Origin of the sequence: Pararhizobium polonicum (genome assembly GCF_001687365.1) — a bacterium.
Classification (GTDB): Bacteria; Pseudomonadota; Alphaproteobacteria; order Rhizobiales; family Rhizobiaceae; genus Pararhizobium; species Pararhizobium polonicum.
The window spans coordinates 145,587-157,969 of sequence record NZ_LGLV01000014.1 but is presented as its reverse complement, the minus strand read 5'-3'; the positions used below and the strand labels follow the sequence as shown (position 1 = coordinate 157,969).

Below are 12,383 nucleotides of genomic sequence, written 5' to 3'. Positions count from 1 at the left end.
CGGTCAGATCGCCGGACAGTCGGCCGCCGTACGTGCGGCAGCGATGTCTGCAAGGACCGACAGGGCCAGGGTGTTGGCATCGCGTGCCCTGCCGAACAGACCGATCGGCGCCTTGATCCGGTCGATATCATGGTCGCGATAGCCCAGCGCCCGCAATTTTTCAGAGCGCCGCTCATGTGTCCGAGCGCTGCCTAAAGCGCCGATGTAAAATGGCGTGCCGTTCAGCGCCGCGTTCAGGGCGGGGATCTCGTGTTCCGGGTCGTGAAACAGCAGGGCGACTGCGGTATCGGCATCGATAATCCCGGAGAAAGGCTTTCTCCAGTCGTCGCTCGCTTGCACGTCGTAGCCGGCTATGCGGGCAAGACCGGCTGTTGCCTCCATCTCGATGGATCGCCCGTAGATCAGAAGACGGGTTTGCGGCCGGTAGCAACGCAGGAAGCAATCATCTGTCCAGCCCGTGCCACCCGGCCAATCCCCGAACGCGATGGTTTCCAGACCGGGATCATATTTCAGGCTGCATGGTGCGCGATTATCCAGCGACGCCATCACCCGGCGCAAGCTGGCGCTCTCGCGAAGAACGTGGATCGAAAGGATGATGCCACCGCCGCATGGAAGCACGATATCGAAGAATGGCGAGCCCTCGCCGAGATGGAGCATTCGATCCCGTCCTGTGCCGATGGCAGCCACCGCTTCTGCTGCGACCGCCGCCTCGACGCATCCTCCCGACACATATCCGCAATAGGCCGCGTCGTCCCGGACGGCCATCTGGGAGCCGAGTGCCCGAAATGCGCCACCCCTGATCTCCGTCAGCGTGACGATGGCGCAGCCGGCGCCTGAATCGAACGTATCGGCGGCAAAGCGTATGATATCAACAGGGTTGTCTGTCATGAATGCGCGTTGCGGGGCCTGCAGATACGGTTCTGGTTCCACGGAACGCATTGTAACTTCCATCGCTTTCAAGGGATGCAGTCATGTCCTGGCCTGTTTGTGCAGACATCCTGATCCAGCATCGGTCTGTGTTGGTTCAATCCTCAGTGTTGAAAGCATGCCCGGCGGACCTTCCGGTCCGCCGGGCATGCGAGATTACACATTGAGTGACTTTGCAAAGGGCATGATGCGGATACGCTTGCCGAGTGCTTTGTATGCAGCGTTGGCAACTGCGGGGCCGACGGGAGGAACCCCAGGCTCACCGATACCGGAAGGCGAATTGGCCGAAGCAAGGATGTGGACTTCGACCATTGGCATCGCGTCGATCCTGAGCGGTGTGTAAAGGTCAAAATTGCCTTGATCGACCTGACCATCTGTCAAGGTGATTTCCTCGCCCAATATGGCGCCAAGCCCGAAGCCAATGCCACCCTCGACTTGAGAGCGGACCTGATCCGGGTTGATGGCCAGACCGCAATCCACGGCTGAGACGATGCGTTCAACCTTGATGTGCCCATCTTCCGTGCGCGAAACTTCCGCGATATGCGCGACGACCGAACCGAAGCTTTCGGCAACGGCAACACCCCGGAAGCGCCCCTCCGGAACGGGCTTATCCCATCCCGCCTTTTCTGCCGCGAGCTTGAGGACGATTGCATGGCGCGACTCCGGCTCAAGCATGGATAAGCGGAACTCGACAGGATCTTTCCCGGCCGCTTCGGCGACTTCATCAAGAAAGGCTTCGGCTGCGAATGCGGTATGTGTCGACCCGACGGAGCGCCACCATAGAACCGGAACCCCGACTTCCGTCGTCGTCAGGCCGACCACCTGGTTGGGGATGGCATAGGGAAGATTGTTCGCACCTTCGATGGAGGTGGGATCCACTCCATTCTGAACCATCCCGGCGAAGGCTGTATTCGACACGATGGATTGGCCAACCACATGGTTGCTCCAGGCAACGAGCTTCCCGTTCTCGTCGATGCCGGCCTTGAGGCTATGCGCATAAGCAGGCCTATAGCGGCCACCCCGCATGTCGTTCTCGCGTGTCCATTGCACCTTCACGGGTGCCCGGAAGCCGAGAGCCTTTGCGACGTGTACCGATTCGACGACCACATCTCCGTCGAACACAGCACGCCGGCCGAAGCTGCCGCCTGTCTTCATGACATGCAAGATCACTTTGCCTGGTGCGATCCCGGCGATTTCGCCGGCAAGTGCCTGATAGGTATCCGGAAACTGGTGGCCACCCCAGATCTCGAGCGTGCCATCCGCGTTCATGCGCGAAACCGAATTCAGCGGCTCCATCGGCGCATGTGCCAGATAGGGAAACTCGAAGCTTGCTTCGATCACCTTGGCAGCTGCTGCAAATGCCGATTCGACGTCACCGTCCTTGCGGGCGATAGCCGCGGGAGGCTTGGCCGCGAGATCGCGATACATGGACATCAGTGCGGGCGTGCCGCGCTTTTCCGCCGCCGATTCGTCCCACTCGACGGTAACGACTTCGCGTCCCTTCAGCGCCACCCACATATTTTCTCCGACGATTGCGATGCCGCGCGGTATTTCAACGACGTCAACGACGCCTTTGATGGCGCGGGCCGCCGAGGCATCAAAGGATTTAACCTTTGCTCCAAACAATGGAGGATGGATCATCACCGCCGTCAGCATGCCTGGTAGCTTGACGTCGATCGTATATTGCTCCGTTCCATTTGCCTTGCGGGCACTGTCGAAACGCTTCAATCCGGCATTGCCGATGCGTTTCCACTCGTTTGGCTGCTTAAGCGTCACCTCAACAGGCACTGGCATCGTCGCTGCCTTGGCGGCAAACATACCGAACCCGCCACTTTTACCCGACGGATGCGAGAGAATGCCGTTCTCAACGGTGATTTCAGCCGCAGGCACACCCCATTCAGCAGAGGCTGCTGCGACGAGCATGACGCGGGTTGCTGCACCCGCTCTGCGATAGCGATCCCACGAGGTGAGCATCGATGTGGAGCCGCCGGTTCCTTGTAACGCACCACCAAAGGCAACGTTGCCATAGGCTTTTACGTCGCCTGCAGCGCCCTTGACATCGATGGTCGACCAGTCTGCTTCGAGTTCTTCCGCAACGAGTGTGGCAATGCCGTTATACGAACCTTGCCCCATCTCGAACTGCGATGAAAGGACGGTGACTTTTCCATCCACGTCAATCGTTACATAGGGCGAAAAGGCATGCGTATCGCTTACTGTCGCTGTCTCACTGGCAGCGGCTGGCGATGCGGATAGCAGATGATAACCGACTGCCAGGCCCGTGCTGGTCGCAAATGCGCCGATCAGGAACTGCCGGCGGGAGGCCTGAGCCTTTACGGCAGGAACGATGATTGATTCCATCAGGTTCGGGATCATGTCTCAGGCCTCCAGACGCTTCGCGGTTTCATGGATACCAGCGCGAATCCGCTGGTAGGTGGCGCATCGACAGAGATTGCCTGCCATGGCAGCGTCGATATCTGCGTCTGTGGGTTTCGGGTTGGTCGTGAGCAGATCTGTTGCCGACATGATCTGCCCGGACTGACAGTATCCGCATTGCGGAACGTCAAGATCAGCCCAAACCGCCTGGACCGTTTCAGCAACCTTGCCGTTGATGCCTTCAATGGTGGTCACCTGCGCTCCTGCGACGTCGCCGATGAAAGTCTGACACGACCGCACCGGTGTGCCGTCCAAAAAGACAGTACAGGCGCCACATTGCGCCATGCCGCAGCCAAACTTTGTGCCCGTTAGCCCGACGAGGTCACGGATGACCCAGAGAAGCGGCATATCCGCCTCCGCTTCGACTGTGTGTTGGGTGCCATTGATCGTTACTGTCACCATGACGCTCTCCTTGGGTTATCGCACGGCTGCAGAAATGCTGTGTCAAATATACGGTTTAAAGCATCCCGACCGTTCGCCAGATATCCCCGTTAGCTTAGCGGCCCATCTGCAAAATGGGTAGATTCAATCCTCTCGCATTATTGCCTATTTGTCCCGGCTTGCTCGAAATTTGTCTGTTGGCGATATCACGTTATTGGGAAGCGCCGTTTTTCACCCTATGTCGGATGGCCACAGCATTAGCCGACGGAATTGCGTCTGGTGGCACCGTCGGAGTTCAAGATCGACTTGATGTTGCGCAGCGGCGGATGGCCGAACGTTCTTCGATATTCCCGGCTGAATTGCGTTGGGCTCTCGTAGCCCACGCGCAGCGCCGCGGTTGCAGCGTCAAGAGATTCCGAAAGCATCAATTCCCTTGCGTGGTGCAGCCGCAGATGTTTCTGGAACTGTAGCGGGCTCATGGATGTCATGGTTCGGAAATGATGGTGCAAAGTAGAGACCCCCATATTGGCCACCTCCGCCAGCTCTTCAACCCGCAGAGGCCGGGTATAATTCTCCTTCAGCCATGCAACAGCCCTGGCCACGCGATTGCTGTTCGTTCCGGCAAGCGCAAAGCGCCGGAGCGGCGCACCCTGCTCCCCCGTAAGGAGCCTATAAAGGACTTCATTATGGATGTGATTGGCCAGGAAGGGGATGTCATCTGGCGAGCTGGCAAGAGAAATCAACCGCAAGAGAGCATCGAACAATTCCGGCGTGGATGGGCCAACGACGCATCCAAGGTCACGCTCAGGCATATCTGTCGGGTGTATATCGTAATCCGCAATGATCCGTCGCAGCCTCTCGAGGTCAAGACGTATCATGGCTGCGACATAAGGCTCGCCTTCACTGGCTGCGCAGATTTGTCCTGTCATGGGCAGCCCAATGGCCGTCAGGAAAAAAGACGATTCGTCGTAAACGAGCGTTTCATTGCCAACAGTGACGTGTTTGCTTCCCTTGATGATCAGCGACAAACTGGGCTCGTAGACGGTGAAAAAGGGGCCAGCCGGTTCGATGATGCGGTAAAGCGACAGTCCGGGAACGTTATGCTTGAAGCTGATGCCATCCCATGGAAGGTGCGAAAGTTTGGTGAGGATGCGTTCGCGAAGGCCGGCTGTTTCTTCGCGCAAATCCCGTTTCTGAGGCATTGTCCTGTTCATTTCATCCATCGATCCCGGTTGACCTTTATCGCTATTTCATGCCGAGAGCTTATCACATTATTTTGATACCAATAGAATTAGGCAAGAATGACGCAGAATCGAGCTACCGCCCTGATTTGATTATCGCTATCGGTTGCAGGAGGCTTGAAGTTATTCGCGATTGTCATGAGGCATGGTCATTTGCGTGAATAAGCTGTGCATGGTCTTCAAGCATATCCTTGAAAGGACACCCAAGTGATGAAGAGAATGAAACTCGCCACGTTTTGCGTTCTTGGCTTGGCGCTCTGTCCCTCCCTTGCCGCTGCAGAAAGCGATGCCGGGCGCGGTGAAAAAATCTTTAACCGCTGCAGCGGCTGTCACACGGTGAATAGTCAAAACAGGGTTGGCCCATCACTCTCGGGCGTCGTTGGCCGTAAAGCCGGCACAGTTGAAGGTGCGCGCTATTCGAAAGCACTGACTCAGTCAGGGCTGGTCTGGACTGAAGAAAATCTCGATGCTTACCTGGCGGCTCCTGCGACGCTTGTCCGGGGAACGACTATGACGGTGCGGATCGCCAACGGTCAGGACCGGCAGGACATCATCGCCTATCTAAAGTCTCTTGGTTCTGGCTCTGCCCAGTAACAGGAAGGATTTTGAACTTCTGTGGTTGCCGTCCGCTGCGCAAGTCGTTTCTGACCTTTTGACATGTGATCGAGTGTGGTCTTCTGTCAGGCCTTTACTTGCTATCAGAAGCCGCTGGCCGGTACGGTGATCTGCGGATCGGGTCCAAATCTGCTCTTCGAACTACGCGCTCCAGTTCAAAAGCTGGTTTTCCTTATCCGGATCGGTTCGATCATGCGGCCATTCAGGATAAACCGCTCCCAAACGTTGGACCAGGGGACGCTGGAGGTTTGGCTTTTTTCAGCGGAGCGGGCTGGTTGCGCTCCCCGAATTTATCAATGAGATCGGCACCTTGTTGCCGATCGCACCATGCGATCGTTCTTCGTTGTCGTATCTACGTCAATCCTCCATCTTTTCGCGCGCATCCGCAAGGGTCAGGAACCAATGCTGGTTCAGGCATTCGGCACGGAAGCAGCCGTTGAACGCTTCGATAAAGGCGGTTATGGGTTGGCTTGCCAGGGCGAGAGAAATCCAATGTAACGCCCTTGGAATAGGTCCAGAGGTCCAAATCACGCGACACGAATTCCGTCCCTTGATCGACACGGATCGTATTCGGTTAGCCAGTTTTCGAGAACACACGTTCCAGAGTTTGCATAACGTCTTCGCCGCGATAGCTATGGCTTGGGTCAAGCACCGGCACATAGCGGGGGAGGGTGGCGACCACCGTCAGCACACGCAGTTTCTTGCCAGTTGCAAGTTGATCGTGGACGAAGTCCATTGCCCAGACATCGTTCGGTCCAACCGCCATTTGTCGATCCTCCCTGAGTTTGGCTTTCACCCTGCGCTTGGGTGTCTTGTTCCGCAACTGCAGCCCAAGTCTCCGCAAATCCGATAGGTTCGCTTGATGTTGGTGCCCCAACCCTCGCGTTCCAGCAGCACGTGCATGCGACGATAGCCGTAGCGGACACAGGTTTCGCAGATCTCGCGGATGCGACGTTCAATGTCTGCCTGATCGGCACGGCGGGAGGTGGGCAGAGATCGTTCTTAACGGTCGTAACCGCGAAAAGCTGGCCGAAGTGACGAGCATCATGGGCGGGAAAACGCGTCAGCTGGCTTTTGACGTTACGGACTACGCTGAAGCGAGATGCACCATCGACAGCTTCGAACGGGAGGTCGGTGCGATCGATATTCTGGTCAACAACGCCGGTATCCAACACCGGTCACCGCTTGAAAATTTTCCAGAAGACGCTTTCCAGCAACTGTTAAAGACGAACGTCGCGTCCGTCTTTAACGTAGGACAGGCGGTCGCCCGGCATATGATCGCGCGGCGTATGGGCAAGATAGTCAACATTGCCAGCGTGCAATCGGCCTTGGCAAGGCCGGGTATCGCTCCCTATACCGCGACAAAAGGCGCGGTTGCCAATCTCACAAAAGGGATGGCGACTGACTGGGCGGGTTACGGACTGCAGTGCAACGCCATCGCTCCTGGTTATTTCGATACGCCGCTGAACGCCGCACTGGTCAATGACCTCTCTTTTTCCAGCTGGCTTGAGAAACGGACCCCCGCGGGCCGGTGGGGTAGGATCGAGGAGTTGACGGGCGCTTGCGTCTTTCTCGCATCAGATGCCTCCTCCTTCGTCAACGGACACATCCTTTACGTTGATGGAGGAATAACCGCATCTCTTTGAAACAACGCGAATGTTTGCCTAGGGGGACAGAACAAGTACGCCGGTAGAAACCGGCAAGGAGTAGATGGTGCAAGTCCACTGCAATGAAGGAGTAGCGATCCACATTGACCCCGGGTCATGCGCGGGCAGTTGTGAGGCTGTGCGTGAAGTGTTGACAGGGGAGTGTGTAGGCCCGCCATTGAACCGCGAAATTGACGCTTCTCGGGTGCCGATGTTTGTCTTGTGTTGTTGATTGCCATTGAGAACTGACTCTGTATTGGAGTAATGAGGTAGACGGTCTCCGCAACCAGCACCGTTGTGCCATATTGTCCAATACAGGGTCAGTTCTCGGTGGCAATCAACGCTGTAGAGATCACCGTGCGGGCTGCCGTGGACGCGGAAAGGGCAGGCGCATGAACGCTTGGTCAAGACGAATCTTCTCATGAAACACTGTTCATGCGCCCATCGCGATCCAAATGCAGCAAGGCTGAAGCGATTGCCATGTGAATTTTAATCCGCCGCTTGACACATGATGTAACCGGTTACATAATGAAAATGTAAACGGTTACATTGTATGAGTAACCCTCGGAGGAGGAGTCCTGTATGTTTAAGGTGTTGACGGCGGCGATTATGCTGGCGGCTGGTGTTTCGGCTGGGGCGTATGCCCAGGAAAAGACGCTCAAGATCGGCCTTTCAAACGGTTTCGTTGGCAGCGAGTGGCGCACCCAAATGATTGAGGAAGCGCAGGCCGCAGCCGCAGCCTGGGCAGAGAAGGGCGTGAAGGTTGAAGTTGTCGTGCAGAGCGGCAATGTTGATGTTCAAGGTCAGATCGGTCACATCCGCAATTTCATCAATCAGGGCGTCGACGCCATTTTAATCAATCCGGGCAGCCCGACGGCTTTCGATCCGGTTTTCAAGCAGGCCAAGGCGCGTAACATTCTCGTGGTTGCGACTGATGCCGAAGTGTCGTCCAAGGACGCCATCTATGTTGGCATCGATCAGAAGGCATGGGCGGCGCAATCGGCGCAGTGGCTTGCCGACGCACTCGAGGGTAAGGGTAATGTCGTCGCGATCAATGGTATCGCGGGCAATCCGGCAAACGAGGCGCGTGTTGCAGGATATAAGGAAGTTTTCGCCAAGTACCCTGACATCAAGGTGCTGAACGAAGCCAATGCCAGCTGGGATCAGGCGCAGGGCCAGCAGGCCATGCAGAACCTTTTGGCGACCTATCCCGGCATCAACGGCGTCTGGGTTCAGGATGGTATGGCTGATGGCGCGTGGCGCGCAATCGAAGCCGCCGGCAAGGTCAAGGATATTGCTGCGACGGGCGAGATCCGCAAGGACTTCATGAGTCGCTGGGATGCTGAAAAATTCAATTCGGCTGCATCGGTCAATCCTCCCGGCGTTATGGCCAGCGCCTTGAATGTTGCCGTGCTGAAGTTGCAGGGCAAGGAATTCAAGGATGGGATCTTCGGCGGAACCTACGGCAACGCCATCTATATTCCCATTCCCTTCGTCAGCGGTGACAACCTTTCTGAAAACCTCAAGAACGCCGAAGGCAAGCCAGGATACTGGTCTGTGACGGCAACGGTCAGCCCGGAGCAGGCGGCGGAGTTTTTCAAGTAAGATTTCGAATTTCAATCGGAGTCTGATTTGGCTGGCAAAATTGTTGCCAGCCAACCATTCGAAGACATTGCGGGACGGGCGGCCAATGTCCGCGTCCAGCCAGTAGACAGCATCTTTCGGAGGCAAGCAATGGCGAACGCTTTGGAGGCGGCCGGCATCACGAGGATCTTTGGCGCGGTGCGCGCATTGGCCGATGCCCGGCTGACGGTTGCCAAGGGAGAAATTCATGCGTTGCTCGGTGCCAATGGCTGCGGCAAGAGTACGCTTTGCAAGATCGTCGCCGGAGCCGTTGCGCCCACCAGCGGGGTGATCCACCTCAATGGCGAAGAGGCGCGTTTTCGCAGTCCTCGCGACGCCGAGCGTGCCGGTGTCGCGCTTTTCTACCAGGAGCTTAGCCTGATTCCGCAACTCTCCGTCGCGGACAATATTCTTCTCGGACGCGAGCCAAAACGCGGCCTGTTCGTGGATCGCAAGGCACTCAACACTCTGGCCGCCGGGCTGATCGCACTGTTCGACGGTGTCGCGGGTGACGGTCTTGTTCCTGATGCCATCACCGGTGAGTTACCGCCAGACCAGCGCCAGATCGTCGAAATCCTCAAGGTCTTTGCGCAGAATGCCAACCTGATGATCATGGACGAGGCGACCGCCGCGCTTGACGGTCGCCAGTCGCAGCGCTTCTTCGATATCCTCAAGGCAAAAAAGGCCGAAGGCATTTCCACCATCATGATCTCGCATCGTTTGGATGAAGTGTTTGCGGTATGTGATCGCATTACCGTGATGCGCAATGGCATGACGATTGCCGAACTCGACACCGCAACGACGACCCGCGAAGCCGTGGTTCATGCCATGGTAGGTGACGTGCGTGCGGCTGCCGCAAAGTCTGTCACATCGGCGCGTCAGCTGCCTAGCCTCAGCGTCACCGATGCGCAAAGCGGCGCGGTGCGCGGTGTCACCTTGAATGCCTATGCCGGCGAAATTCTCGGATTGGCGGGATTGCAGGGGCAGGGGCAATCAGCGCTGTTGAAGGGCCTGTTCGGCTCGGAGCCGTTTTTTTCCGGAACAATCGAATTCGAGAATGCGAAACTCAATATTCGCAAACCTTCGCATGCGGTCTTTCAAGGCTTTGCCTATGTTTCCGGTGACCGTGGGCGCGATGCGGCGTTTCAGGGACGGTCGATATTCGAGAACCTTGTCGCGGCTTTGACTGTGCGCGAGAGGATGAAACTCGTTCGCCCGGCGACGCTGAAGCCGCGGGTCAACAAGGTCGCTCAGGACATGAAAACCAAATTCGCCGGTCTCGACATGCCGATAGGCACCCTGTCGGGCGGCAACCAGCAGAAGATTTTCATCTCCCGGTGGCTGGCGACATCGCCGAAATTGCTGTTGCTGGACGATCCGACCAAAGGCATCGACCTTGGCGCCAAAGCGGATCTGTTTGCTTTGATGCGGCAACAAGCCGAGGCGGGCGCGACCATCATTTTCTATTCATCCGAAGATTCTGAAATCCTCGACTATGCCGACCGCATCCTCGTCTTCAACGCAGGCCGTATCTCCGCCGAACTGACCGGCGCGAATATGACATCTGTGAACATGACGCGAGCGGCCTTTGGAGATGCCGCGTGACTGCACTTTCACTGCTGCGTAAGCAGCCCTGGTTGATAACGCTTTTCGTCCTGATCGTGCTTGCCGTCGTCAACACGACACTGCAGCCCAGTTTCGTTGAGCCGAGCGTGCTGCAATCGAACCTCACGACATTCCTGCCATTGATCCTGGTGGCGATCGGTCAAACATATGTGGTCCTGGCTGGCGATATCGACTTGTCGGTGGGCAGCATCGTGGCTCTTGCCAATGTCGTGACGGCCACCGTTATCTCGGCGCTTGACGGTTCGCTTGCCGCGATCTTCGCCGGTATGGGCGCGGGTTTGGCGGTCGGTATTATCTGCGGGCTGATCAATGGCCTGTTTATCTCGGGCCTGCGTTTTCAGCCGATCGTCACAACCTTTGCGACCGGCATTATCTTTGCAGGCCTTGCCATTTGGGTGATGCCGCAAGCCGGCCTGCCGGTGCCTGAAGCCTATTGGCAGACCTATTCGGAAAACGTGCTGGGAATACCGGTGGTCGCCTGGGTTCTGGTTGCCGGTATCGCCTTTTCACTGCTGGTGTCGCGTTTACCCTTCCATGTGCATCTGCTTGCCGTTGGCGGCAATCGCACCGGCGCGTTTCAGACGGGCTTGCGTCTCGGCGGTATCCGTATCGGGGCCTATGTGATTTCCGGATGTTTTGCAGCACTGGCAGCGCTGTGTCTGACCGGTGAAACCGCATCGGGTGATCCACTGCTTGGTGCAAGTCTTGCGCTTTCCTCCATCTCTGCGGTGGTCCTCGGCGGGACGGCACTCTCGGGCGGTTTTGGCAGTTCAGCCGGCTCGATCGTCGGTGCCCTCGTTCTCGGCATGATCGGCAATGTAATCTTTTTCGCTGGCCTGTCCTTCGAGTACCAGACGCTGGTACAGGGCCTTATCGTGCTTACCGCGCTTGCCGGTGGCGTTTTCGTGACGAGGCGCTGATATGACGACCATGACATCCCGCATCACGGCTCTTGTGACCGATCCACTGACAATCGCCATCGGTGCGTCCGTCATTCTGCTTCTCGTTGGCGAGACCTTGTCCCCCGGGTTTGCCCAGGGTGACCAGATCGTCAAGCTGCTGACCGTCGCTGCTATCCTTGGCATTGTTGCCGCCGGCCAGAATCTGGTGATCCTCGGAGGCAGGGAAGGGATCGATCTTTCCGTCGGTGCGATGATCTCGCTTGGCGCTGTTCTCGCCGGCAATATGATGAGCGGCCAAAACAGCGGCATTCCACTGGCCATACTGGTCGCTGGAGCGGTTCCTTTTCTGATCGGGTTGATCAACGGCATTGGCGTCACTTTTGTGCGCATTCCTCCGCTGGTAATGACGCTCGGCATGACCGCCGTCATTCAGGGCGGGCTTGTGGTCTATTCGCAAGGCGTGCCTTCCGGAGCCGCTGCCCCTCTGCTGGCGGGCTTTATCAATCGCCCGTTGCTGTTCGGCATTCCCGGTGTCCTTTTCGTGTGGGTGGGGATCGCTGCGGTCATGCTGTTCGTGCTGCGGCGCACGGCTTTCGGTTTTGCCATCTATGCCATCGGCTCCAATGAACGCGCAGCCACGCTGGTGGGATTGCCCGTCCCGCTGATCCGCACGCTGATCTACGGTTTCTCCGGCCTTTTTGCAGGACTGACCGGCGTCTGCGTCATCGGTTATACCGGCACCTCGTTCATATCGGTTGGCGATCAGTATGTGCTGCCCTCGGTCATCGCCGTCGTCATTGGCGGAACATCACTCGCAGGCGGTGCCGGCGGCTACATAGGCACCATGGCTGGAGCCGTTGCCCTGACTATCCTTCAAAGCGTATTGATCACCCTCAATCTCGACGTGTGGGCACGTCAGATCATCTTCGGTGTCACCTTACTGGCCCTCATGCTTCTCTATGGGCGGCAGAAAAAGTTGCGTGTTTGAA

General features: G+C 57.2%; 11 protein-coding genes and 1 pseudogene. 6 read left to right on the top strand and 6 right to left on the bottom strand.

Going from position 1 to position 12,383, the window contains the following annotated elements; all coding sequences use genetic code 11:
* Nucleotides 1-3 precede the first annotated feature (3 nt).
* From ADU59_RS21725 to ADU59_RS21710, 4 genes are all read right to left on the bottom strand, one after another.
* The gene (locus ADU59_RS21725) at nucleotides 4-888 is read right to left on the bottom strand and encodes an XdhC family protein (RefSeq protein ID WP_274534657.1); all 885 of its coding nucleotides are present in this window, start codon (nucleotides 886-888) and stop codon (nucleotides 4-6) included.
* A gap of 195 nt (nucleotides 889-1,083) precedes the next feature.
* Nucleotides 1,084-3,300, bottom strand: a complete 2,217-nt coding sequence (locus ADU59_RS21720) for a xanthine dehydrogenase family protein molybdopterin-binding subunit (RefSeq protein WP_068956443.1) — start codon at nucleotides 3,298-3,300, stop codon at nucleotides 1,084-1,086.
* A 3-nt stretch (nucleotides 3,301-3,303) separates the two neighbouring features.
* Nucleotides 3,304-3,762, bottom strand: coding sequence for a (2Fe-2S)-binding protein (locus tag ADU59_RS21715; RefSeq protein WP_068956441.1), 459 nt, complete (start codon nucleotides 3,760-3,762; stop codon nucleotides 3,304-3,306).
* 236 nt (nucleotides 3,763-3,998) lie between these two features.
* Nucleotides 3,999-4,955, bottom strand: a complete 957-nt coding sequence (locus ADU59_RS21710; RefSeq protein WP_068956561.1) for an AraC family transcriptional regulator — start codon at nucleotides 4,953-4,955, stop codon at nucleotides 3,999-4,001.
* A 237-nt stretch (nucleotides 4,956-5,192) separates the two neighbouring features.
* Here ADU59_RS21710 and ADU59_RS21705 point away from each other — a divergent pair, with 237 nt between their 5' ends.
* A complete protein-coding gene (locus ADU59_RS21705) occupies nucleotides 5,193-5,576 on the top strand; it encodes a c-type cytochrome (RefSeq protein ID WP_068956439.1) in 384 nt (127 codons plus the stop codon).
* Between the two features lie 595 nt (nucleotides 5,577-6,171).
* On the opposite strand, the gene ADU59_RS31480 is transcribed toward ADU59_RS21705, so the two are convergent.
* Together ADU59_RS31480 and ADU59_RS31475 are read right to left on the bottom strand one after the other, a co-directional pair.
* On the bottom strand, nucleotides 6,172-6,363 hold the full coding sequence (locus ADU59_RS31480) for a hypothetical protein (RefSeq protein ID WP_425332042.1): 192 nt from the start codon (nucleotides 6,361-6,363) through the stop codon (nucleotides 6,172-6,174).
* Between the two features lie 26 nt (nucleotides 6,364-6,389).
* Nucleotides 6,390-6,557 (bottom strand): IS3 family transposase, encoded by a 168-nt coding sequence (locus tag ADU59_RS31475; protein WP_425332044.1) that lies wholly within the window; start codon nucleotides 6,555-6,557, stop codon nucleotides 6,390-6,392.
* A gap of 29 nt (nucleotides 6,558-6,586) precedes the next feature.
* Here ADU59_RS31475 and ADU59_RS21695 point away from each other — a divergent pair.
* The 5 genes and pseudogenes from ADU59_RS21695 to ADU59_RS21675 form a co-directional block, all read left to right on the top strand.
* Nucleotides 6,587-7,243, top strand: a pseudogene (locus ADU59_RS21695) (SDR family oxidoreductase); the annotation flags it as partial.
* A 582-nt stretch (nucleotides 7,244-7,825) separates the two neighbouring features.
* A complete protein-coding gene (locus ADU59_RS21690) occupies nucleotides 7,826-8,848 on the top strand; it encodes a substrate-binding domain-containing protein (RefSeq protein WP_068956432.1) in 1,023 nt (340 codons plus the stop codon).
* A gap of 129 nt (nucleotides 8,849-8,977) precedes the next feature.
* Nucleotides 8,978-10,471: a sugar ABC transporter ATP-binding protein gene (locus ADU59_RS21685; protein WP_068956430.1), complete on the top strand. Its 1,494-nt coding sequence runs from the start codon at nucleotides 8,978-8,980 to the stop codon at nucleotides 10,469-10,471.
* Nucleotides 10,468-11,412, top strand: coding sequence for an ABC transporter permease (locus tag ADU59_RS21680; protein ID WP_068956428.1), 945 nt, complete (start codon nucleotides 10,468-10,470; stop codon nucleotides 11,410-11,412). The genes ADU59_RS21685 and ADU59_RS21680 overlap by 4 nt, the downstream gene beginning before the upstream one ends.
* Before the next feature lies 1 nt (nucleotide 11,413).
* Nucleotides 11,414-12,382: an ABC transporter permease gene (locus ADU59_RS21675; RefSeq protein WP_068956426.1), complete on the top strand. Its 969-nt coding sequence runs from the start codon at nucleotides 11,414-11,416 to the stop codon at nucleotides 12,380-12,382.
* The last annotated feature ends 1 nt before the right edge of the window (nucleotide 12,383 follow it).

Coding starts and splice junctions, on each gene's coding strand:
- ADU59_RS21725 (WP_274534657.1), bottom strand. CDS start 888: ATGACAGACAACCCTGTTGATATCATACGCTTTGCCGCCGATACGTTC.
- ADU59_RS21720 (WP_068956443.1), bottom strand. CDS start 3,300: ATGATCCCGAACCTGATGGAATCAATCATCGTTCCTGCCGTAAAGGCT.
- ADU59_RS21715 (WP_068956441.1), bottom strand. CDS start 3,762: ATGGTGACAGTAACGATCAATGGCACCCAACACACAGTCGAAGCGGAG.
- ADU59_RS21710 (WP_068956561.1), bottom strand. CDS start 4,955: ATGAACAGGACAATGCCTCAGAAACGGGATTTGCGCGAAGAAACAGCC.
- ADU59_RS21705 (WP_068956439.1), top strand. CDS start 5,193: ATGAAGAGAATGAAACTCGCCACGTTTTGCGTTCTTGGCTTGGCGCTC.
- ADU59_RS31480 (WP_425332042.1), bottom strand. CDS start 6,363: ATGGCGGTTGGACCGAACGATGTCTGGGCAATGGACTTCGTCCACGAT.
- ADU59_RS21690 (WP_068956432.1), top strand. CDS start 7,826: ATGTTTAAGGTGTTGACGGCGGCGATTATGCTGGCGGCTGGTGTTTCG.
- ADU59_RS21685 (WP_068956430.1), top strand. CDS start 8,978: ATGGCGAACGCTTTGGAGGCGGCCGGCATCACGAGGATCTTTGGCGCG.
- ADU59_RS21675 (WP_068956426.1), top strand. CDS start 11,414: ATGACGACCATGACATCCCGCATCACGGCTCTTGTGACCGATCCACTG.